The organism is Bacillus sp. OK048, assembly GCF_900103525.1.
Lineage (GTDB): Bacteria > Bacillota > Bacilli > Bacillales > Cytobacillaceae > Neobacillus.
Genome location: NZ_FNHN01000008.1, coordinates 217972 through 239457, shown reverse-complemented (window position 1 = coordinate 239457; position 21486 = coordinate 217972). Strand labels below are relative to the sequence as shown.

The 21486-nt window shown below is 36.8% G+C and carries 24 protein-coding genes and 1 tRNA gene; 8 read left to right on the top strand and 17 right to left on the bottom strand.

What is annotated here, in order from left to right; all coding sequences use genetic code 11:
* Positions 1–149 precede the first annotated feature (149 nt).
* The 6 genes from ppc to BLR86_RS16395 form a co-directional block, all read right to left on the bottom strand.
* A complete protein-coding gene (gene ppc / locus BLR86_RS16420; protein ID WP_090763583.1) occupies positions 150–2912 on the bottom strand; it encodes a phosphoenolpyruvate carboxylase in 2763 nt (920 codons plus the stop codon).
* A 140-nt stretch (positions 2913–3052) separates the two neighbouring features.
* The gene (locus BLR86_RS16415; RefSeq protein ID WP_090763580.1) at positions 3053–3502 is read right to left on the bottom strand and encodes an SRPBCC family protein; all 450 of its coding nucleotides are present in this window, start codon (positions 3500–3502) and stop codon (positions 3053–3055) included.
* Positions 3503–3603: 101 nt separating this feature from the next.
* Positions 3604–4206: a hypothetical protein gene (locus BLR86_RS16410; protein WP_175492926.1), complete on the bottom strand. Its 603-nt coding sequence runs from the start codon at positions 4204–4206 to the stop codon at positions 3604–3606.
* Between the two features lie 465 nt (positions 4207–4671).
* Entirely contained in the window at positions 4672–4866 is a 195-nt protein-coding gene (locus BLR86_RS16405) for an IDEAL domain-containing protein (protein ID WP_090763575.1), read from the bottom strand.
* Between the two features lie 90 nt (positions 4867–4956).
* Complete coding sequence (locus BLR86_RS16400) at positions 4957–5799, bottom strand: ABC transporter permease subunit (protein WP_090763573.1); 843 nt, start codon at positions 5797–5799, stop codon at positions 4957–4959.
* The gene (locus BLR86_RS16395; RefSeq protein WP_175492925.1) at positions 5796–6707 is read right to left on the bottom strand and encodes an ABC transporter ATP-binding protein; all 912 of its coding nucleotides are present in this window, start codon (positions 6705–6707) and stop codon (positions 5796–5798) included. The genes BLR86_RS16400 and BLR86_RS16395 overlap by 4 nt, the downstream gene beginning before the upstream one ends.
* A 197-nt stretch (positions 6708–6904) precedes the next feature.
* On the opposite strand from BLR86_RS16395, the gene BLR86_RS26160 reads away from it, so the two are divergent.
* Both BLR86_RS26160 and BLR86_RS16390 read left to right on the top strand, forming a co-directional pair.
* Entirely contained in the window at positions 6905–7057 is a 153-nt protein-coding gene (locus tag BLR86_RS26160; protein WP_175492924.1) for a hypothetical protein, read from the top strand.
* A 171-nt stretch (positions 7058–7228) separates the two neighbouring features.
* The gene (locus BLR86_RS16390) at positions 7229–7999 is read left to right on the top strand and encodes an alpha/beta fold hydrolase (protein WP_090763567.1); all 771 of its coding nucleotides are present in this window, start codon (positions 7229–7231) and stop codon (positions 7997–7999) included.
* A gap of 144 nt (positions 8000–8143) precedes the next feature.
* Here the strand turns inward: BLR86_RS16390 and BLR86_RS16385 are convergent, their stop codons facing one another.
* The 3 genes from BLR86_RS16385 to BLR86_RS16375 form a co-directional block, all read right to left on the bottom strand.
* Positions 8144–9826, bottom strand: coding sequence for an ABC1 kinase family protein (locus BLR86_RS16385; RefSeq protein ID WP_090763564.1), 1683 nt, complete (start codon positions 9824–9826; stop codon positions 8144–8146).
* Between the two features lie 135 nt (positions 9827–9961).
* Positions 9962–11128, bottom strand: coding sequence for a tryptophan synthase subunit beta (gene trpB / locus BLR86_RS16380; protein WP_090763561.1), 1167 nt, complete (start codon positions 11126–11128; stop codon positions 9962–9964).
* Positions 11129–11441: 313 nt separating this feature from the next.
* Positions 11442–12320, bottom strand: a complete 879-nt coding sequence (locus BLR86_RS16375; RefSeq protein ID WP_090763558.1) for a GNAT family N-acetyltransferase — start codon at positions 12318–12320, stop codon at positions 11442–11444.
* A gap of 123 nt (positions 12321–12443) precedes the next feature.
* Here BLR86_RS16375 and BLR86_RS16370 point away from each other — a divergent pair, with 123 nt between their 5' ends.
* Positions 12444–12986 carry an NADPH-dependent FMN reductase gene (locus BLR86_RS16370; RefSeq protein ID WP_090763555.1) on the top strand — a complete coding sequence of 181 codons (543 nt, stop codon included), beginning with the start codon at positions 12444–12446 and terminating at the stop codon, positions 12984–12986.
* A gap of 42 nt (positions 12987–13028) precedes the next feature.
* Here BLR86_RS16370 and BLR86_RS16365 read toward each other — a convergent pair whose 3' ends face one another.
* From BLR86_RS16365 to BLR86_RS16355, 3 genes are all read right to left on the bottom strand, one after another.
* On the bottom strand, positions 13029–13667 hold the full coding sequence (locus BLR86_RS16365) for a PspA/IM30 family protein (protein ID WP_090763552.1): 639 nt from the start codon (positions 13665–13667) through the stop codon (positions 13029–13031).
* 19 nt (positions 13668–13686) lie between these two features.
* Positions 13687–14034, bottom strand: coding sequence for a lmo0954 family membrane protein (locus BLR86_RS16360; protein ID WP_090763549.1), 348 nt, complete (start codon positions 14032–14034; stop codon positions 13687–13689).
* Positions 14035–14219: 185 nt separating this feature from the next.
* Positions 14220–14291 (bottom strand) — tRNA-Val (locus tag BLR86_RS16355).
* A gap of 141 nt (positions 14292–14432) precedes the next feature.
* Here BLR86_RS16355 and BLR86_RS16350 point away from each other — a divergent pair.
* The 5 genes from BLR86_RS16350 to BLR86_RS16330 all read left to right on the top strand — a co-directional run bounded on the left by BLR86_RS16350 (position 14433) and on the right by BLR86_RS16330 (position 18928).
* On the top strand, positions 14433–14657 hold the full coding sequence (locus tag BLR86_RS16350) for a hypothetical protein (protein ID WP_090763546.1): 225 nt from the start codon (positions 14433–14435) through the stop codon (positions 14655–14657).
* A 96-nt stretch (positions 14658–14753) separates the two neighbouring features.
* A complete protein-coding gene (locus tag BLR86_RS16345; protein ID WP_090763543.1) occupies positions 14754–15476 on the top strand; it encodes an alpha/beta hydrolase in 723 nt (240 codons plus the stop codon).
* 101 nt (positions 15477–15577) lie between these two features.
* A complete protein-coding gene (locus BLR86_RS16340) occupies positions 15578–16090 on the top strand; it encodes a YjcG family protein (protein WP_090763539.1) in 513 nt (170 codons plus the stop codon).
* A gap of 6 nt (positions 16091–16096) precedes the next feature.
* Entirely contained in the window at positions 16097–16519 is a 423-nt protein-coding gene (locus BLR86_RS16335; protein WP_090763536.1) for a GNAT family N-acetyltransferase, read from the top strand.
* A 126-nt stretch (positions 16520–16645) separates the two neighbouring features.
* The gene (locus BLR86_RS16330; RefSeq protein ID WP_090763533.1) at positions 16646–18928 is read left to right on the top strand and encodes a UvrD-helicase domain-containing protein; all 2283 of its coding nucleotides are present in this window, start codon (positions 16646–16648) and stop codon (positions 18926–18928) included.
* Positions 18929–18969: 41 nt separating this feature from the next.
* Here BLR86_RS16330 and BLR86_RS16325 read toward each other — a convergent pair whose 3' ends face one another.
* From BLR86_RS16325 to spoVAC, 5 genes are all read right to left on the bottom strand, one after another.
* Positions 18970–19224 carry a sporulation-specific transcription regulator SpoVIF gene (locus BLR86_RS16325; protein ID WP_090763530.1) on the bottom strand — a complete coding sequence of 85 codons (255 nt, stop codon included), beginning with the start codon at positions 19222–19224 and terminating at the stop codon, positions 18970–18972.
* Positions 19225–19384: 160 nt separating this feature from the next.
* The gene (yjcZ, locus tag BLR86_RS16320) at positions 19385–19522 is read right to left on the bottom strand and encodes a sporulation protein YjcZ (protein ID WP_090763526.1); all 138 of its coding nucleotides are present in this window, start codon (positions 19520–19522) and stop codon (positions 19385–19387) included.
* Positions 19523–19621: 99 nt separating this feature from the next.
* The gene (gene spoVAE, locus BLR86_RS16315) at positions 19622–19978 is read right to left on the bottom strand and encodes a stage V sporulation protein AE (RefSeq protein ID WP_090763520.1); all 357 of its coding nucleotides are present in this window, start codon (positions 19976–19978) and stop codon (positions 19622–19624) included.
* A 4-nt stretch (positions 19979–19982) separates the two neighbouring features.
* Complete coding sequence (spoVAD, locus tag BLR86_RS16310; RefSeq protein WP_090763517.1) at positions 19983–21008, bottom strand: stage V sporulation protein AD; 1026 nt, start codon at positions 21006–21008, stop codon at positions 19983–19985.
* Complete coding sequence (gene spoVAC / locus BLR86_RS16305) at positions 21009–21485, bottom strand: stage V sporulation protein AC (RefSeq protein WP_090763514.1); 477 nt, start codon at positions 21483–21485, stop codon at positions 21009–21011.
* Position 21486: the final 1 nt, after the last annotated feature.

The following is a 21486-nucleotide window of genomic DNA, read 5'->3' as shown; positions in this document are numbered from 1 at the left end:
TGAATATCGAGAAGTTTGTCGAATCTCGCCAAAAAACGAATGAATATTCATTCATTTTTTAATATTTCACAAATTGTTCAAAAACTCATTGAACCTTTACACAAAAAACCGCACCTCCCTTGAAGGGCTGAGTGCGGTTTTCATTTAAATCAACCTGTATTACGTAGACCAGCTGAGATTCCACTAATTGTAAGAAGTACCTCAGTTATTAACTCTTCCGTTGGCTCGTCCTGATTTCTTAATTGCTTAATTAATTCAACCTGCAAAAAGTTTAAAGGATCAACATAAGGATTTCGACGATGGACTGAGTCTTTAATATTCGGCGTGTGATCCAACAACTCTTTATCTCCGGTTATTTTAAGGAGAATTTCTTTCGTTCTTTCATATTCTTCAAGGATATTTGAAAAAATCCGCTCTGCAATTTCCTGGTCTTCCACTAGTGTTACATATTCTTTTGCGGTTGTGATATCAGCTTTCATCAATGCCATTTGGAGATTATCTACCGTTGAACGGAAAAATGGCCATTTTTCATACATCTGCTTTAATTGCTGTAAATTTTTCTCACTTTGTGAAGCAAAGCTTTCTAATCCAGTCCCTGCTGCATACCAAGCTGGAAGAAGCTGCCTGCTTTGTGTCCATGCAAATACCCATGGAATAGCTCGTAAGTCCTCAAATCGACCGCGGTTTTTTCGACTCATTGGTCTTGATCCGATGTTTAAGTCACCAAGTTCTCTTAGTGGGGTAGCTTCATTAAAATAGGTTAAAAAGCCTGAATCCTCAAAAACCAGTGATTGATATTTCTTGAGAGCAACACTGGAAATCTCTTCAATGGCTGACTCCCATGATTCATCCCGCAAACTTCCATGCTCTGCCTCTTTTGATACATGTGCAGCTGCCAGCATGAGAGTTGACGTTGCCTGTTCTAAGCTCCGATAAGCGATGTCCTCAAGTAAATACCTTGATGATAGCACTTCGCCCTGCTCGGTAATCTTCACTCCATCTCCAATTGTTTCTGCCGGTTGTGATAGTAGGCTCTTGTTTAAAGGACCACCGCCACGACCCAAAGATCCACCTCGACCATGGAAAAATTTTAAGCCGATTTTATACCTGCTTGCCATTTCGTGAATTTCAAGTTGTGCTTTATATAGCTTCCAATTAGCTGTTAACGTCCCACCATCTTTGCTCCCATCTGAATAGCCAAGCATAATTTCCTGCTGGTCATTCATCACTTGCAAATGATTACGATACACAGGCATTTGAAACAATGTTTCCATAATCTTTGGGCCAGCAGATAAATCATCAATGGTTTCAAGTAATGGAGCCACATTTAATTGGCTTTCCACGGTTCCATCTGCATGCAGTCGATAAATTCCAGCCTCTTTCGCCAAAACAAGAACTTCTAACAGGTCACTCGGCGATTTTGTCATACTGACCAGATAAACAGAAATAGACCTTAAACCAAATTCCTTTTGAGCATTTCTTATCATTTGGAATACCTGAATCATTTGTTGAGTATCTGGTGTATAATCTTCGTTTGATAGAAGAAGCGAACGCGGGTCTTTTAAAATACCTTCTAATATTTTAATTTTAGCTTCTTCAGAAAGCTGAGCATAATCCTCGCAAATACGCACTTTTCTTAGAATTTCTGTTATCGCCGCCTCATGCTCACCACTGTGATTCCGGATGTCAAGTGTTGCCAAATGAAATCCGAAAAGCTGAACTTGGCGAATTAATTTTTGAATGGATTTTAATTCATGTGCAGCAGGATGATGATTGTTTAAACTATTTTTGACTAAGAATAAATCTTCTAATAATTCTTCCGCAGAACGATAACCTAAATCAGATTTACCAACTTGCTTTAATCGTTCAATAATTATAGCAAATTTACGACGATACACCTCTGATTTAACTGGCCATTTATAGTGGTCGGGCAGGAATCTGTCCTCTTCTTCCTCTAGGGTATGAATTAATTCTTGGCTTACTTCTACTCTAGTTGTAGAATGGCTGTAGCGTTTCATAAGATCGATTAGAACATTTTTATATTTCTTTAAAACAAGCTTACGCTGCTTACGCAGTGTCTCCCAGGTAATGTCAGGGGTTACATTTGGATTACCATCCCGGTCCCCCCCAATCCATGAACCGAAGCGAAGAAAATTAGGAACGTCCCATTTATAAGTGGAATAATTCTTTTCGAGGCAATTTTCTACTTCACGATGAATTTCTGGAAGAACCTCAAAAAGAGTTTGGTCAAAATAATAAAGTCCGTTGCGGACCTCATCCAAAACTGTTGGTTTATTGTGACGAAGTTCGTCTGTCTGCCACAGAATCGTTACCTCATTAAATAAACTTTCTTCTAGCTTGCTACGTTCCCTTTTTGTCAATAAAGGATGATCAAGATTTTTTAATATACCCGCAATACGCTGTTGTATTTCTAGAATTGAACGCTTTTGTGCCTCTGTAGGATGTGCCGTAATGACCAGTTCAAGTGACAATTTATTTAAGACATCTTGAATCATCTCTTCACTAATATTGTTATCCTTTAGAAAAAGAATAGCGCTCTCGATGGAATCGGGTTGAACAATTGTATCGTCTTCAAGTTGATAGTGTCTTCTTCTGCGAATACGATGATTTTGTTCGGCTATGTTGATCAAATGAAAATACATTGAAAATGCTCGAATAACCTGTTTTCTCATTGGGCTGCTCAAGTGTGCAATCTCTTGTTTTAATTCAGTATAAATTTCATGATCAAAATAGGTTCTTAGTGTTTTACACATGAGTCGAATTTTTTCTACTTTATCTAATAGTTCTGTCCCACCATGACTTACAAGGATTTCACCAAGAATTTGTCCCAGTAATTTAACGTCCTGCCGTAGTGGAAGACTGCTGTCGTTTACTTTCAATTCTGTATTCATGCTTTCACCTTCCCTGTACTAGTCAATTAACTAAATTTTTTATTTATTAATATAACATATCTTTAAGTGTATAGTAAAAGTTTTTTAAATTATTAAAAAAAAAACAATCCGGAAATTTTCCGAATTGCCACTATGAATCTTTACTTTTTGTTAAATTCTTCAAGTTTTGTTGAAATCACCCCAGCCACTTCTTCTGTTGAAATCTGAATAGCATTTTTAAAAAGGGAATTTGCTATTGAGCCTAGTGCACCACTTGCATTGATTTCGAGAAATCCTACAATCCTCGTTTTATTCTTATTAAGTGCTTGAGCTTCAAAATAGCCTTCACCAATATACTTTTCATTTGTTCGTTTTAATTCGAAGCTTACCCTAGTTGGTTCATTCCACTCTTTAATATCAATAACTAAGCTTATCTTTTTTTTCATAATGCCAAGGTCACCCTTAAATTCCCATGTTATTAGACGATCATTTATTTGCTCATGTTGGATATAACCTGGTACCAGCGGCGCCCAATTATTTGCATCCCTGATGAAGTCCCAAATCACATTTACAGGGATCGCTAATTCTATTTGTTGCTGTTCACTAGGCATTTGGTATCCCTCTTTCGTTTTAAAATGTAAAAGACCTTCAAGTGGTTGAAGGTCTTTTTTATAATTTATATGATTATAAGTGCTTTTATAGAAGAATAAATTCAGATAACTTCCACTCTATCCGTACTAAAATCGTGATAATATGCTGGGTTAGCTAATTCGTTAATGGTATGCTCATTTTCCTCAGAAAAATAGGATGATAGGTTCCCTTCATATACTAATTCTAACGAAGCTGAATCTTTAATATCATCTGGGGTAACAAGCGATAGCGGCTTTTGCTTATTAATTTTTACTCCTGATTCCTCAAGAAGAGCCGCAACGAAATGGGAACAAAAGAATGCATTTTTTCGATCTAACTCCCAGTTGAACATAACAGCGAATAAGCCTAATAGATTGTAGCGATAGTCGCTTTTATTTTTTTCGATTTCATTAATCTTTCGGTAAATGGCATCATATTGTTTTTCAGAGATGGTGCAACAATAAATAGCACAATCTGCATTCCGAAATATTCCACCACGAATATTTTCTCGCACAAAGCCAGCTAGGAAAGGATTGCGCGGCCTTTTTCTCCCAAAACTATAGACATCCCATAATTGATCATCAAGTGCAATAGAGGCATGATTATGCGGCTTCTTTGTATAAAGTTTAATCATTTTTGTTAAAACCGTCCCAGTATCAGTAAGAAGTACGTAAACCTTCCTCATCCTATATTCCCCCTTCATTTTTCTATAGGAAGGGATTTTATTCTCATTATCCCTTGATTATATTATTTTCTATTAATATCATACCGTACATGTCTACTAGACATAAACAATCTCTAGAATTATTTTCCACTAAGACTTTAGACGTACCTGTAAACAAGACTTCTCTCTATGCTCATATATTATAATTTACTATCTTTATTCCTCATCGAAACACATTTTCCCTGTTTTTTAATAAAATTTACCCATATTTTACAATTCAAGCATAAAATAATACATTCATGATATAAGGGGTGTACAAATTGGGACTATATATTAACAAAGACAAATATCCTGCAGCCTTTTACCTTCTTATTAATGAATAATAAAAAAGGTGAAAAACAGAAATAACTTTAAAAACAAAAGAAGCCCTTTCTAGTGAGAAATGGGCTTCCAATATTAAAATGCAGTCTGTTTAGTAACATTTTCTTATGAGATTTTCTTTAGTTCCTCTGACAACTGAAGGAAAGCTTCCTTATTTCTTTCTTGTAAGGAGAGGTCGATTTCCTTACGGAGGACTTCTCTTCTAAATTCAATCAGGGCGTGGTTTAAGAACATTTCAGCAATTGCAGAATCGTTGTTTTCATCTGTCTGTTGTGGTGAATTTAATAATCTCTTTTCCATGGAAATCAACTCCTTGACCTTTTTCTTATTATACTTGTAGTTTTCTAAAAATTCAAATATTTTATTTATTATAATTAAAATATTTTTGTTTTAATGAATTTGGCTTTGGAATAGTGTGTTTCGGTTGTTGAATTTTGTTACCAGTTTAATTAGGAATAAGTTGGCGATGAGTAAACCGACACCAATTAGGAATAATGATAGTGAGCTTAAGAAGAACAGCCCGCTAACCTGTGAAATAATAATTCCAACGATAGGTAATACAAGTAATCCGCCAAATTGCTGTGCTTCTTGGAACGTTTTTACTTTTGCGGAAATCAACACATTCAAAATAATATTAACCATGACTAATAATGGGATTACCCAAAACATTAATATCATCCAAGTAGAGTTTAAATAGAGGATAACCTTAAAGTATGGATAAGTGATTACATTTACTAGTATAAAATTTATCAGAAAAGCTGCAAATGAAATTGCTAAGGTTGGTAACAGTGAGGCAAGTACTTTACCGAGAAATAAATCTTTTATTGAAATGGGCGCAAATAACAAAGTTTCTAATGTATTTCGTTCCTTTTCACCAACAAAACTATTCGAAGAAGTGACCATCGAATTAATAATCGCGACCATTAAGAAAAAGGGAATCATCATAAAAGTTAAGAAAAAATAGACAAATTTATACCCGAGTGAAGGTAAAGTTATTAATGTATTTCTCATATCTTCACTTGGAAAGTCTTTAATAAATGCATTGATGGGTTTTTCTATATCTTTTGAAGAAGTTCCTACTAAATCAAAATGGATTCCGAAATAGGCAATACCAGCTGGCACCACAATACACAATAGTAAGGCAACAATGATCATTGGCACCCAAACCTTTTTGGAGGAGAAGGTTGCTTTCATATCTTTTCGCGCAATGGTTAAGATTATATTTTTATTCATTGCCCTCTTCCTCCCCTTATATTAAAGTAAATCGCCTCGAGACTTCTATTGGTTATTTCACTGCTATGAACCCATGTCTCACTTATAATTTTCGTTAATAAAGGAGTAATTTCGTCCTTTGAGGCCAAGAGAAATTCTAATTGATTAGGGCCTTTTCTTGTATAGGAATACCCCTTGTAGTTTTGGCTATTAACTGGATTGAGCCCCGTTTCTACTAAAAAATGAATTTCTTTTAGGTATTTATTTTCTAATTCCTTCTTAGCTCCTTTTTCTACGATTCTGCCTTCGTTAAGGAACAAAAAAGCATCACATATAGATTCAAGCTGGTGGAGCACATGAGAACAAATCAAGATTGTTACCCCTTCTTCTTGATTCACTTTATTTAAATAATGAATCACTTCTTTAATCCCCTCTGGATCTAAGCCATTGGTCGGTTCATCTAAAAACAAAAGACTTGGACTATGCAATAAAGCTTTTGCAAGTGATATTCTTTTTTTCATTCCTGTAGAAAAGCTCCCTACGAGTTGATCTTTATATGCCAGCATATCAAACTGCTGTAGTAAGTATGTAATTTTCCTGGGGTCGTATTTACCGTATATTTTAGAAAAGAAAACCAGATTGTCCCATGCCGTCATATCATGGTAGAGACTTGCACTCTCCGTGACAATTCCTGCTCTGCTTCTAATTTCATCCCCTTGTGTGCTTGGATCAAAACCCATCACGCTCATCATTCCACTTGTTGCGTCAATGACCCCATTTAATAAACGTATGATCGTCGTTTTACCTGCACCATTAGGACCAAGCAGTCCATTAATACTTCCTTCTTTTATGGCAAAAGAAACATCCTTTAATATTTCTCGATTATTAAAATGTTTGCTTACCTGATTGACTTCAATGATAGTGGTCAAAATTTTTCCCCCTTCAAAAACCTTCATCCTTTTCTTTTACGATTGAGAATCGTTTTTCGTTCACAGAAATGTAATATTTTTTGAAAAATTTACTTTTATGAATGATCATATGTTCGAAAGGTTTTTGTCTTTATTATAACGAATAGAAGAACGATACACGTCAAGAGGATTCCATCAATAACGCTGACAAATCTTCCATGATAAATTTTTATACACAAAGCTTTCCTGAAATCAAAAAAGGTCAAGAAATCGAGGTAGAAACAGAGCATGGTCAAACTTTTTACAAGGTAGAAACTGATGATGATAAGGGTAGAGGCCGAGGCAGTGATGACAGTGGGATAGAAGGATAGCAAGTATAATGGACATTCGTCATTTGATTGTCCTCTTTACTTTTACATATATGTGAATTACACCTATTGGTACTATTAAGTAAAGATGTTTTGTATAATATGTTAATTACAATATTTTACCTGTTTATGGCAAAAAAGATGTAATATGACTAACCAAAGGAGGTAGTTTATTTGGGCAAGTTATTCTCTGGTATACCATATTTGCGTATGGGTGCAGGTGAACCATTGGTTTTTATTCATGGTCTTGGTGAAATAAAGGAAGGTTGGTCCAACCAGTTTGAATTTGCAGAACAATATGACCTGATTATTCCAGATTTACGGGGCCATGGTGAGTTTATTACAACTGGGGAAATCTCCATTGCCAATTTTGCGCGTGATGTAATTTGTTTGTTAAAGGCGCTTGGAATTAACAACGCTCACATATGCGGGTTATCAATGGGCGGAATGGTTGCACAAGAAATATATCGTCAAGAACCAGGAATGTGCCGGTCCCTTATGCTCGTAAGTACCCTTCACTATGCACCTAGATGTTTCAGAGAGTTATTTTTACTATTGAAAAAGGCTCGTTCAAAAAACCTTTCCATTGAGGAACAAAAAAATATAGCTGCACGAGCTTGTCTTTATTCATGGACTGAAGAAAACTTTGAGAACTTCTATAAATTTTATCAGCCCAACCGGAAATATTACCTTACATCCATGCAAGCATGCCTTGAGATAAATAATTTATACCTGCTCCCAAAGATAAAAGTCCCGACCATCATTATTGGCGGTCAATACGATACCGTTATACCTGTTTGGATCCAGTTATTCATGCATAAACAGATTAAACACTCTGAATTTGTCATATTTAGAAATACAGGACACGTTGCTAAGCTCGAGGCAAAAGAAGCCTTTAACGAGGTTTTAAGGGGATTTTTACTTAAGCATAAAAAAGCAGGTTAAGATATTTTATGTAACTGAAGCAATGATTCGGTCTATGGCAGAGCGTTTGAAATACACGATAAAAACAATGCCCACTCTTAATGAATGGGCATTGTTTTGCGATCTAAAACTTTTACTTTGCTTTATTCCATTTGCATTTGAGGTTCAAGATCTCCCGGATTTAAAAATAGAAAAAATGAGCAAGAGGAACATAATGGCAGCAATTCCAAAACCTATTTCGATCACTGGTAAACTTGTTAGAAGTTTGGAGGTATGTCCTGATAAGGAGGCACCAATGATAATTCCTACCAAAATAATACTAAAAGACAGCAGGACAATACTGAAGGACAGCCTGTTACTTATCTGATTCAGTCTTTTTAAAACAGGTTCGATTTCAGGAGTTGATAGTTCAATCTGCATCTTGCCTTTTTTCATAACCGATGTAAAATCTTTAATTGTTTTCGGAAATTCCTGAAGAATATCCCCATATTCCGTAAAGTTTGACCAAGCGAACTCTGCCACATTTTTTGGCTTAAAGCGCTCCATTAGTAATTGCCGCCCAAATGGTTCAGCCACAGCTAATATACTAATCTCATGATTTAACCTTTCTACTGTTCCCTCCAAAGTCAGCAGTGTTTTTCCTAATATCGTTAAATCTGTTGGGATGGTAATCCTATGTCGATACGCAACAGAAAAAAGTTCATTCACAGCGGTTCCGATACTCATCTGACTAAAGGGTACATCGAGATACTTTTCACGAAGATTATCGATATCTGAATGCAACTGTTTCACATTTACATCATCAGGTACAAGCCCCATACTCGTAATAGCCTTCACTACTTCTGCAGTGTTTTTACGCATTAACGCAATGACGAAAGAGGCCATATGTGATCTCATTTCAGGCGTAATCCTTCCCACCATCCCAAAATCCATAAAGGCTATAACCTGTCCCGGCAGTGCAACGATATTACCAGGATGGGGATCACCATGGAAAAATCCATCTAGTAGAATTTGATGAAAAATAGCATAGACTACTTTTTCACCTAAAACTTTCGTGTCATATCCTTGTTGATGTAGCTTTTCTATTTCATTTAATTTAGTTCCATCAATAAATTCCATCGTTAATACCTTTTTGGTTGTGAATTCCCAATATACCTTTGGAATATGAATCTTTGGATCATTATCGAATTGTTTGGCTATCTTTTCAGCATTTCTACCTTCATTTTCATAATCCAATTCTTCACGCAGTGACCTGGATAGTTCTTCGACAATCGTCCGAATTTGGTACCTTTCTACCCAATCAATCCTACTCTCTGCGAGTCTGGCTAGATCCTGCAGAATTTCTAAATCGGTTTCAATCACACTCATAATATTTGGTCGTTGAATCTTAACGGCAGCACGCTCTCCTGTAAGCAAAACAGCATAGTGAACTTGTCCAATCGAAGCTGCCGCTAAAGGTATTTCACAAAATTCAGCAAAGGAGTTTTCGAGAGAATCAGCCAATTCTTCCTCTACTATTCTTTTAACTTCTCCAAATGAGAAAAGAGGAACACGATCCTGAAGTTTCACCAGCTCTTTAAGGATATCTGCAGGTATAATATCGGGCCTTGTACTGGCAATTTGACCTATTTTTACAAAGGTAGGTCCAAGTTCCTCGAGAAACATTCTTATCCTTTCACCTGTTGATCTTGAGTTGAGTGATTTGTTTCCTTCAACAAATACCCGCTTCGGAATTGATAAAATATCTAGTAACCCTAATTCTTTCATAACAAAGCCAAATCCGTACTTTGTAAACGTATATACGATGTCACGATAGCGTTGGATATGGCGAATTTTTTTCTTGATCATCTGCGTCACTCCCGTTGGAGTATTTTATATAATCAAGATTCTCACTATTTCCTGGGATTTACAAGATTATTCTGGTAAAGTTCGTTTAAAAAACAAAAAGACGAATCGTTGGCCGAAACGTCCCTTTCATCTTGCTTATTTCTTCAACATCTTAAATACTTGCTCTACATCCTTATCACCGCGACCTGATAGGTTTACGATCAAAACATCATCATGTGGTAATTCCTTTGCTAGTTTAATAGCATATGCTACAGCATGGGAACTCTCTAAAGCTGGAATGATCCCCTCTGTTTTACTTAGATGGAGAAATGCCTCTAATGCCTCCTGACTAGTAACGGTTACATATTCAGCTCTTCCAACTGTTTTCAAATGGCTATGTTCTGGTCCGACGCCAGGATAGTCCAAACCAGCTGCAATCGAATAGGTTGGCTGCGGATTACCATATTCATCTAATAATGTTAAGCATTTAAAACCGTGGATAATGGCTGGCGTCCCTTTTGTTAAGGTCGCTGCTTCTTCAGGCTCTACGCCAATTAAACGTACATATTTTTCGTCAATATAGTGGGCAAAAGCACCAATTGCATTACTACCGCCACCGGCACAGGCAATTACTGCAGTTGGCAGCCTTCCCTCTTTTTCGATAATTTGACGTTTCGATTCTTCACTGATGATCGATTGAAAGTATTTAACCATAGATGGATATGGATGCGGTCCAACAGCTGACCCTAAAAGATAGAAGGTGTTCTGATAGTTTTGTACTAAGTCTGCTAATGCTTCGTCAACTGCATCTTTTAACCGACCCTGGCCTTTCTCAACAGGGATAACCTTTGCCCCCAACAATTCCATTCTAAAGACGTTTAGTGCCTGACGCTCTGTATCTAGCTTACCCATATAAATTATACATTCCATCCCAAACATGGCACAGGCAGATGCCGTTGCAACACCATGCTGACCCGCGCCTGTTTCGGCAATAATTCGTTTTGCACCCATTCGTTTTGCTAATAATATTTGTCCAATCGCATTATTTATTTTGTGGGCACCAGTATGATTTAGATCCTCCCGCTTTAGATAGATTTTCGCACCGCCTAGTTGTTTTGTTAAATTTTCAGCAAATGTTAACGGATTTTCACGTCCAACATATTCCTTTAGATAATAGTTGAATTCCTCGATAAAATCAGGATCCTCTTTATACTTTAAAAATTGTTTTTCCATCTCATCTAGTACTTGCTGAAGCTCTGGAGGGACAAAACTTCCGCCAAACTCGCCAAAATAACCTTTACTCTCTACACTCACGTTTTCCATACTCAGCTCGTCTCCCTTTTTCCTATCATTTAACTAAACATTGTTAGTTTTAAACTATTATAAAATTTTATTACAGAATATTCAAATAATAACACGCGAAAAAGAAAGATGAAAAATAATATTTCATCCCCTAGTAATCTATTCATATCTTAATGATTCGATTGGATCTAATTTGGATGCCTTGTTGGCAGGAAGAAGCCCAAATACAACTTATGCATATTATTTAGTAATTTAGCTGCCTGTTTCCCCCCGTCTGCAGTTGGTCAGAAGACTCCGCTTGCACCAATACTTTACCAATAACTTTACTCCTACTTTACGCTTGAGAAGTAATAGGATGTTTAAACTCCAGGGGCAACACTGCCCTTGTTATATTCTTAACGAACAGGACTGTATCTGAATGGTATGACTGTTTTTCCAGCTCAAGTTCATTTTCATCAGGAGTAAAATGAAAGACAATTTGATTGATATTTTCATTGGAAATCTTGCTTAAAATATCTAAAACTTTAACTTTTTCCATACTGACGAGATCGTATAGATGTAAAACATTTTCGTCAATCTGATAGATTACTAGTGCTTGTTCTTCCTCTAAGTAATATAGATCTTGACTAAAAACCATTACGCAATAAAACATTAGGAGCTCTTCAGTGCTTGTAGTACCAAAAATCCTTGAAATAGGATGCCTTCTAGCTGCCAAATTATTGATAAACGCTAAATCATCTGGTTTTCTTCCATCTAATTTTCTTACCCTTACTTGATTCGATGGTACATGGCCATAATCCATCGAAAATTGAATTTCCTCAACAGATTCAAAACCAAACTTTGGATAAAAGTCCAAAACAGAATCATTCGCAAATAAATAGATCAAATCAACATTCGAATAATCCTTTAACACCTTGTCCATTAATTGTTTGGCTAACCCTTGATTGCGATAGTCAGGATGTGTCATCACTGTCCCGATTTGAACGGCTTGTTTCTCTTCATTATTAATGACTAAATTTAAAATGTTTACCGAAACATTCGCTACTATTTTCCCATTATCGGTAAATGAATAGGGCTGGTACTTGTCTGTCCAAAAACCATTTCGGTACCATATTTCAAAATCTATACCAAAAGTCTTAGTAGCCAGTTGATTAAAACTATCCCTTAATGGTTCGTTCTCTCGATATCCCTTAACAAACGTATACTTTTCCAATTATTTTCCCCCTTATCCATGTCTGTCTTAATTTTAGCAAACAATAATAAAAAAAGTTCTTTTAAAATGAATTTCAATCATGATAGTGATACTATTAATACTGACTTGAAAGGAGAGATATGCATGAAGATCGTAGTACTTGTTGGTAGTAACCGGAAGGAATCATTTAATAAAAAATTAGCTTTCTATATGCAAAATCGGTATCAGATGACCGCAGAGATTGAAATTTTGCCTATTGAAAAACTACCGATGTATAATCAAGATGATGAGCTGACACCGCCAGAAATCGTAACGGAGATTAAGCAAAAGGTGGCTGAAAGTGACGGTGTTCTATTTGTTACACCTGAGTACAACCACTCTATTCCTGCTTTTTTAAAAAATGCAATTGATTGGTTTTCTCGTGTTGATAAAGTAATGGTGAACAAACCTGTCATGATTGTCGGCAGTTCCCCAGGGGTATTAGGAACCGCACGTGCACAAATGCACTTACGACAGATTTTAAATTCTCCTGGTATATCTGCGCTAACTTTACCAGGAAATGAAGTATTTATTGGTGCAGTTCATGAAAAGCTCGACGAATCTGGAAAACTGGTTCATGAGCCAACCGTTCAGTTCATCGATACTGTGATGGATAATTTTATAAATTGGATAAACAAACAAAAGTAAAAAAAACAACGCATGGATACATTCTCACCCATGCGTTGTTTTTTAGTTCTGAATAGAATTTTTCATTTCTTTTTCTAATTGTTCAATACGTGCGTCAATCGTTGTTTGATTATACGAACGATTTACTTGGTTCTCAAGACGGTCGATATAATTTTCAATTTCTTCGAAACGTGAGATTGATTTATCAGAGTAAGTGTTAGACTCTAATACTTGATTGATTCGATGGTTGGCTCTTGTTACGTTTTCACGTCCCATCAGCTCCATCCGGCGAAGCTGCATATCTTTTAGTTTGTTGTTCATTTCTACATGCTTTCTTTCTAGTTCACCTAGCTGCCCTTTTACTTGCTCGAGAGATGCTCTTAATCTCTCGGCGCGATTAGAATATAGTTGCTGCTCCTCTGAGGCAAATTGATAAAGCTCTGTTTCACCAGCTTTTAAAGCAATTTCAGCTTGATATTTCCTTTTTTCAGCGAACAGCTCTGCATGATACAGCTCTTTTGTAAACTCATCCTTAAGTGCAGATTGACGCTCCAAGAACTTTGCAACTTTTTCTGTTTCCTGTTCGCATTGGCGCAGGTATTGATTAAGCATTGAAATTGGATTTTGTTTTTCTTTTTTATCAAGTGCCTCGTTTAAGTCAGCAGTTACTGTATTTTTAATTCTTGTGAAAAGGTTTGTCATTTTATTCTCTCTCCTTAAATTAATAGTTTTTTAGTTCATTCCATTGCTTTTCAAAATTGACAAATGGATCAGATTCTTCTTTGATTACAGTGTGTTTACTGGCACCCCAGTTTTTATAAACAAGGTACAGAATATAGGCTGCAGCGACGCCAATGATGGCAGGTGCATTAGAAATAGATGCCATTAGAAAAATAACTCCGATAATACCAAGCGCAATTTTTCCTCCGGTTGATTCTGCCTTTAAGAACTGTTTATAGATGAAATATAGAAGCGCCAGACTTACCAATAACCCCATCATCGGACCGATTGAAGAAAGTAAGATGATGGCTGCAATTCCTCCTGCTAAAACTAAACCAAATTTTTTCATTTTGTTTTCCTCCTTTGTCTTTCTTGATATCATCTTACCTTTTTTCTAAGCTTCATATAATTGAGCCTGAGCTTGATTTTCAATTAGGGCTAGAGACGTAGAAAGGGTCAGCCCCCTAAGGAGACTGACCCTTTAATAAAGAAAAAATCCTAACATCATTTAGATGTTAGGATTTTTTAATTTAATGACCTGTGAGGGATTCGAACCCACGACCCCTTCCCTGTCAAGGAAGTGCTCTCCCACTGAGCTAACAAGTCGAATTAAGCTACAAATATAATTATAGTAAAAAATTAAAAAAAGTCAATAGTTTTAAAAAAGAACGCACATTCTTAAATAAATTGAATAAAGAACAAACGTTCGGATATAATGATAATATGATAAAGAAAGGCGGGATTTACATGGATGGGCTTTTATTACGTTCAATTGGAGAGAATTTTCCGTTAGAGATGATTTACCTATCGGAAGACCAGCATATTTCACAGCGCAAATTACTTGTGAAAGAAGTCAATGATGAGTACATTCGTGCTTATTGTCTGCTCCGAAAACAGATTCGTACCTTTCGCCGGGAAAATATCTTATCCATTATGCCAAATAACCGTTTAAAGGACCAATTCCTTCATTAAATCACCTTCTACTATGCTCCCCTTTCCAATTGAGCAATTCCATTACAGTTATGATAAAATGCAGTTGTATCCAACTAACATTGGGGGAATTTTCACATGGAGATACCAAAAGGCACGATAAAAGAACTTACTATACAGAGCAGTGAACTAGGGGAAGAAGTGCTTCTTCTTGTCTATTTACCAGCAAATTTCTCACCATTATTCAAATATTCACTGTTAATTGCCCAGGATGGCCGCGATTATTTTCAACTTGGTAGAATTGGCCGTTTAGCAGATGAGTACCTTTATGAACGAAAAATTGAAAATTTAATCATTGTTGGGATACCCTATAAGGACGTAGCGGATCGCCGCAGGAAATACCACCCTGATGGTGATCAACATCAACCATACATTCGCTTTTTAGCACATGAATTAGTACCGTTCCTAGATAATGAGTTTCCAACCTATCACATGGGCTCTACAAGAGCGCTAATCGGTGACTCACTGGGAGCAACCATATCGTTAATGACTGCACTCCAATATCCGCACAGCTTTGGAAAAGTGCTGCTGCAATCACCATATGTTGATGAAAAGGTAATTGGATTGGTCGAAAGCTTTACAGAACCAGATCTTTTAGAAATATATCATATCGTTGGAAACCAAGAAACAGAAGTCCAAACCACTAGCGGCAAAATAAGCGACTTCCTAAAGCCAAACCGCAAGCTTTCAGAAATCATTACAAACAAATCCTTTACATATTTCTATGATGAATTCAACGGCGGCCATACTTGGACCCATTGGCAACCCGATTTAAAAAGAGCACTAAAGATGCTGTTTTAACTATCATTTCATATTTTTTGAATATTTGTTATAATATCATGAAGATCATCGAAAGCACTCACCTCATACATGAAAATTTTAGAAAAATGGAGGTAAGATCTATGAAATTTGGGGTTGTCATTTTTCCATCAAAAAAACTACAAGATTTAGCAAATTCTTTTCGAAAACGGTATGACCCGCATTATTCGCTTATTACTCCACATCTAACGTTGAAAAATGGATTTGAAGCCAACGAAGAGGAAGTAGTAAATTTTGCAGATAAATTAAGGCAAATAGCAAAAAATAATAATGAATTCCGGTTAAAAACATTGAAAATCAGTTCTTTCCAGCCAGTAAATAATGTTATTTACTTTAAAATTGAACCTACTAAAGAATTAAATAAATTGCATAATGAAATTAACCAAGAAATTAGTGAGCAAAGTTTAGATTATGCCTTTGTTCCACATATAACGATTGGTCAAAAACTATCCAGTGATGAGCATTCTGATGTTTACGGCTCGTTGCGGATGAAAAGATTTGACCATGAAGAAACGATTGACCGCTTCCATTTACTGTATCAATTAGATAATGGTTCTTGGACGGTATATGAAACATTTCGCCTCGGGAAGGAATAATGGATTGTGAATGTAAAAATTGTAGAAAATGAAAAAGAATTACAAGATGCCTTTTCTGTTAGAAGAACGGTTTTCATCGATGAACAAAATGTCCCTGAAGAAGAAGAAATTGATGAGTTAGAGAATGAAGCTACCCATTTTGCAGCCTACTTGGAAGGCAGACCAATTGCTGCAGGCCGCTTTCGAATTGTTGATGGATATGGGAAAGTAGAACGAATTTGTGTGTTAAAAGAAGCTAGAAAAACTGGTTCTGGTAAAGCATTGATGGAGGAAATTGAGGCTTATGCCTTAGCAAAAGGGCTACATAAATTAAAGTTAAATGCTCAGACTCATGCCATTCCATTTTACGCTCGTCTTGGGTATGAGGTCGTTTCGGAGGAATTTTTAGATGCAGGCATTCCTCATAAAACTATGATAAAAAATATTTAAATCCAAGCACTTGCCTTCGTGAGGCAAGTGCTTTTTGTATTTCCTTGAACGATCGGGCACTTTTCGATTTGCACCAATTTTGTTATGATGTAGTTTGTCGTATTTTTTGAAAAAAGAGGCTAAAAAATGAAATCTGCTATGAATCAAAATCAAAGGGTAATTCTCGATCAAGTAGCGAGAGAACAATATCAACGAATATATATGCAGGGTAAAAATGGAGAGTTAACTTGCCCGATTTGCAAAGAAAAAGTGCGTTTATTACTTGGAATTCAAGAAACACCACATTTCTATCATATAAATTCTCCGGATAAATCATGCCCGGAACCAGTTATTGAAAACATTGAACCTGTTTTTGTTGAGCGAAATGGATTTCGTATTCCCCAAGGAAGAACACTGATCAATACACCCAAAAGCACTAGTTTATTTCGCCCAGCAAAAACGTTAGAATGCCCTACTTCATTTAAAAAAACTGAACGTACTAACCATCTTGAACAAGACTCCTATTTAGGGAAGCTGGCAGCAAATGGCGTCATTCTAGATAAAAGTCAGGCAGCCGCTGTTGTCGAAACGGAAGGCTCACTATTAGTCCTAGCGGGTGCTGGAAGTGGTAAAACAAGAGTACTAACTGCAAGGACAGCCTATATGCTCGATGTAAAAAAAATTGATCCTCGCACAGTCATGCTCGTCACCTTTACATCAAAAGCTGCAGGTGAAATGAAAAATCGTTTGCTTTCCTATCCCGAGATGAAAAAGGATCAAATAAACAAGGTGGTGACAGGCACCTTCCATAGCATTTTTTATCGAATTCTTATGTTCCATGAGGGGAGAAATTGGTCCTCGGATCGTCTTTTGAAAAAGGATTGGCAACGCGATAAGATTTTAAAAGAAGCAGGAAAGGAACTCGAGTTATCTGAAAAAGAATTTGCCTATGATTTAGCTCTTCAGCAAATTGGCTTTTGGAAGAACTCGTTACTTTTTCCACATGAAGTAAAACCTGCATCTGATTGGGAAGAAAAAGCTGCTTTCCTTTATAAAAAATATGAGGAATATAAAAACCAACAAGGTCTTTTTGATTTTGACGATATGTTGATTGGCTGCTATCAGCTACTGATTTCTACCCCAACTCTGCTCGAACTATATCAAAATCGCTTTCATTATTTTCTTATTGATGAATTTCAAGATATTAACAAAGTGCAGTATGAGCTGATCAAACTACTCTCTGGCAAACATAAAAATGTCTGTGCAGTTGGGGATGATGATCAAGCGATTTATTCTTTTCGAGGCAGTGATCCACGCTATTTGCTGGAATTTGAAAAGGATTTTCCATACGCAAAGATGGTTTCACTCGAACAAAATTATCGTTCATCACATGAAATTGTCTCAGTGGCCAATGAAATGATTTCAAAAAACAAAATTAGAAGAAGCAAAAAAATGCACGCACAATTTGAATCAAAAACACCTCCTATTCTTTTCTTTCCCTATGATGAGGAGGAGGAAGCAACCTTGATTGTAACCGATATCCAAGAAAAAATTGTCCAAGGTGCAAATCCATCTGATTTTGCGGTATTATATCGGACGAATGCTAGTTCACGGGCAATATTTGAGCGATTAGCAAGTTCAAACCTGCCTTTTAAAATTGATATAGATTCAGAAGCATTTTATGAACGACGTATTGTAAAAAGTGTTCTTTCGTTTCTAAAAATAAGCAAACATGAGGATGATCATCAGGCTTTATCTGATATTTTACCTATTTTATTTTTAAAGCAGACGGTACTAAAAGATTTAAAGGCTGAAAGCATTCTAAAAGATTGTACCTACCTTGAGGCGCTTTCATATGTAAAAACAAAACATGCTTTTCAAGAAAAGAAAGTAAAGAAAGCCGTACAACTTATCCGTTCATTAAAATATTCCTTTCCCCTTAAGGCCATTGAAACCATTGAAAAGGAATTAGGTTTCCTCGACTTTTTGAAAAAAAGAGGTAATGAATCGAATCAACAAGATAAAGGCTCTGATGATTTAAAAGACTTAAAAGTTGCAGCAAAAAGCTTTGATAGTATTCAAGCTTTATTGTCACATGCAGAACATATGTCAGCGATGAATAAAGAAATTAAAAATTTAAGCAAGCATTTTTCTGAAGCGATCAGCCTAAGTACCATTCACCGTGCAAAGGGTTTGGAGTATAAAAATGTGTATATCATTGGGTCAGTAGACGGCAGTCTACCGCATGATTATGCATTAGATAGCAGTAGGAATGGTGATTTTACTGCACTTGAAGAAGAAAGAAGACTCTTTTATGTAGCAATGACTCGTGCAAAACATGAACTGCTAATTTCAGTTCCCCAGAATCGAAGAGGAAAAAAAGCATATCCGACTCGGTTTTTAACACCTTTAACGAAAAAGAAGAAATAAAGTTAATGGCCTATTTCCAATGTGGAAGTAGGCCATTTATTTTATTTCTTATTAATCATTTTTGATATCGTACTAAAATCAAGCTGCTTTCCATCAGCAACAATTGATTGGACAATTTTATCTTCCGTTTCTTGATTAACAGGCTTATTCGCAATCTGTGAAACGCGTCTGATAACATTGCGAACTGTCTTTTCATCTTTAAAATTTGCATTTTGCAAGGAATTAGCTAGATCAAAAATATCCTTCATATTAACGCCCGTTTTCTTTTCGACGTTTTTAAAAAAACCATTATCCATAGTATATTTCACGCTCCTTCATAAACTACTGATAGTGTATGAAGGAAGATGAAAAATGTGAAAGGAATGCCTAAAAGAAAAAGGCTGGCCACTGATATGGCCAACCTTTCTTTCGCTGCAAGCTTTGCATTTTTTTATGAAAAGCTTGCACCGACAATGATTAAAAGAAGCTAGCACCGACAATGATTAAAAGAATGAATAATACGACGATTAAAACAAAAGTTGAACCGCCGCCATATCCGCCGCCATATCCACCACCGTAGCCACAGCCGCCATATCCACCATATCCACCGAACATAAAGTGTCACCTCACTTTGGGTAAGTCTCATTAATAACATATGAGATTTAGCATCAAAGTGTACTAGGCGCTACTCTAAGGACAACCTTTGAATTTTTTTTATCCCTTTGGTTTAAAGATTAATGCACCGATAAATCCAAAAATAATGGCGGCAGATATACCAGAACTTGTAACTTGGAACATCCCAGTTAATACTCCAATCAAACCATGCTTTTCTGCATCCTGCATGGCGCCGTGCACTAATGAATTTCCAAAGCTTGTGATTGGAATCGTTGCTCCTGCACCAGCAAAATCCACCAGTGGTTCATACAGACCAAATCCATCTAAAACGGCTCCTGCTACTACCAGCAAACTTAGAGTGTGACCAGGTGTTAGCTTAGCAACATCGAATAACAGTTGTCCGATCACACATATTATTCCGCCAACCACAAATGCCCAAAAAAACATTGCTAACATAGTATTACCTTCCCTCTTCATTCATCTCAATAGCCACTGCATGTGCAATACAAGGTATCGATTCTTTTTGCTGAAAACTTAGCGGTGACAACAATGCTCCGGTTGCAACAACTAGAATTCGCTTATACATTCCCTTCTTCATCTGGTTCAACAAATGACCATATACTACTGTAGCCGAACACCCAGCACCACTTGCCCCCGCTTGAACAGGCTGGTCGTCCTTATATAATAATAGCCCGCAATCCTGGAATTGTTTCCGTTCTAATTTAAGTCCGCTCTTGCCTAATAATTCAAAGGTGGTATCATGGCCGATTCTGCCTAAATCACCTGTAATAATTAAATCATAGTAGGATGGATCTAATTCCATATCCCTGAAATGAGCCATAATCGTATCCGCCGCTGCAGGTGCCATAGCACCGCCCATATTAAACGGATCAGACAATCCCATGTCAATCACTTTTCCAATTGTTGCCGATGTCGTGACAGGCTCCTGTTGTCCGGGACTATTTTGAGTAACCAATGCTACCCCAGCACCTGTAACTGTCCATTGTGCAGTAGGAGGCTTCTGACCTCCATACTCTGTTGGATAACGAAATTGTTTTTCAGTAGCTGCATTGTGGCTTGCGGCTCCTGTCAAGACGTTTCTTGCCCCTTGGTAATTGACAACAAAGGAGGCTAACGCCAAACCTTCCATTGATGTAGAGCATGCTCCAAAAAGTCCGAAATAAGGGATTTGCATCGTCCTTGCAGCAAAGCTCGTAGGTGTGATTTGATTGATTAAATCTCCAGCAAATAAAAATTCAATTTTCTCTTTCTCCATTTTAGCTTTGGCTAATGTTGTTCTTATTGCTTCTTCAAGCAGCACTCGTTGTGCCTTTTCGTACGAATCCATTCCCATCCATAAATCTTCATGTAAAATATCAAAGTCATTGGCTAAATTTCCATTCGCCTCAAAGGGACCTCCGGTAACACCTGTTGCAGCTATCATTGGCCGGTTCATAAAGACCCAAGACTGATGCCCTTTTAACAATTACAAAACCCCCCACATTCCCAGTAACGTTTTAATGAGTGCAACAACAAACGCAGAGAATACTCCAAAGAGTATGACCGAGCCAGCAAGCTTAAACATATTTCCGCCAACACCTAATACAAACCCTTCCGTCCTGTGCTCGATTGCCGCAGAAATCACGGCATTGCCAAACCCGGTGACAGGCACCGCACTCCCAGCACCTGCAAACTGTCCAAGGCGATCGTATACACCGAAACCTGTTAATAGCATTGATAAGAACACCATTGTTGCCACTGTAGGATTACCAACACTTTGTTCTGTAAAATCAAAAAAATAAATATATAAATAACTTATAGCCTGACCAACAACGCAAATCAAACCGCCAACCCAAAAGGCCTTTATGCAATTCTTTAGAACTGGTCTTTTCAGTTCATGCTTTTGTTGAAGCTGCTGATATTTCTGCTGCTGTGGCGTCATATTTTTTTGCTTGCTAGCCATG

Bases quoted from the DNA above. Each gene is read 5' to 3' on its own strand.
- BLR86_RS16405 (WP_090763575.1), bottom strand. From the start codon at position 4,866: ATGGAAAAGAGATTATTAAATTCACCACAACAGACAGATGAAAACAAC.
- BLR86_RS26160 (WP_175492924.1), top strand. From the start codon at position 6,905: ATGATAAATTTTTATACACAAAGCTTTCCTGAAATCAAAAAAGGTCAA.
- BLR86_RS16400 (WP_090763573.1), bottom strand. From the start codon at position 5,799: ATGAATAAAAATATAATCTTAACCATTGCGCGAAAAGATATGAAAGCA.
- BLR86_RS16330 (WP_090763533.1), top strand. From the start codon at position 16,646: ATGAAATCTGCTATGAATCAAAATCAAAGGGTAATTCTCGATCAAGTA.
- BLR86_RS16370 (WP_090763555.1), top strand. From the start codon at position 12,444: ATGAAGATCGTAGTACTTGTTGGTAGTAACCGGAAGGAATCATTTAAT.
- BLR86_RS16345 (WP_090763543.1), top strand. From the start codon at position 14,754: ATGGAGATACCAAAAGGCACGATAAAAGAACTTACTATACAGAGCAGT.
- BLR86_RS16340 (WP_090763539.1), top strand. From the start codon at position 15,578: ATGAAATTTGGGGTTGTCATTTTTCCATCAAAAAAACTACAAGATTTA.
- BLR86_RS16325 (WP_090763530.1), bottom strand. From the start codon at position 19,224: ATGGATAATGGTTTTTTTAAAAACGTCGAAAAGAAAACGGGCGTTAAT.
- BLR86_RS16360 (WP_090763549.1), bottom strand. From the start codon at position 14,034: ATGAAAAAATTTGGTTTAGTTTTAGCAGGAGGAATTGCAGCCATCATC.
- spoVAE (WP_090763520.1), bottom strand. From the start codon at position 19,978: ATGTTAGCAATGTTTTTTTGGGCATTTGTGGTTGGCGGAATAATATGT.
- BLR86_RS16365 (WP_090763552.1), bottom strand. From the start codon at position 13,667: ATGACAAACCTTTTCACAAGAATTAAAAATACAGTAACTGCTGACTTA.
- ppc (WP_090763583.1), bottom strand. From the start codon at position 2,912: ATGAATACAGAATTGAAAGTAAACGACAGCAGTCTTCCACTACGGCAG.
- BLR86_RS16350 (WP_090763546.1), top strand. From the start codon at position 14,433: ATGGATGGGCTTTTATTACGTTCAATTGGAGAGAATTTTCCGTTAGAG.
- spoVAC (WP_090763514.1), bottom strand. From the start codon at position 21,485: ATGGCTAGCAAGCAAAAAAATATGACGCCACAGCAGCAGAAATATCAG.
- BLR86_RS16385 (WP_090763564.1), bottom strand. From the start codon at position 9,826: ATGATCAAGAAAAAAATTCGCCATATCCAACGCTATCGTGACATCGTA.
- trpB (WP_090763561.1), bottom strand. From the start codon at position 11,128: ATGGAAAACGTGAGTGTAGAGAGTAAAGGTTATTTTGGCGAGTTTGGC.
- yjcZ (WP_090763526.1), bottom strand. From the start codon at position 19,522: ATGTTCGGTGGATATGGTGGATATGGCGGCTGTGGCTACGGTGGTGGA.
- BLR86_RS16410 (WP_175492926.1), bottom strand. From the start codon at position 4,206: ATGAGGAAGGTTTACGTACTTCTTACTGATACTGGGACGGTTTTAACA.
- BLR86_RS16415 (WP_090763580.1), bottom strand. From the start codon at position 3,502: ATGCCTAGTGAACAGCAACAAATAGAATTAGCGATCCCTGTAAATGTG.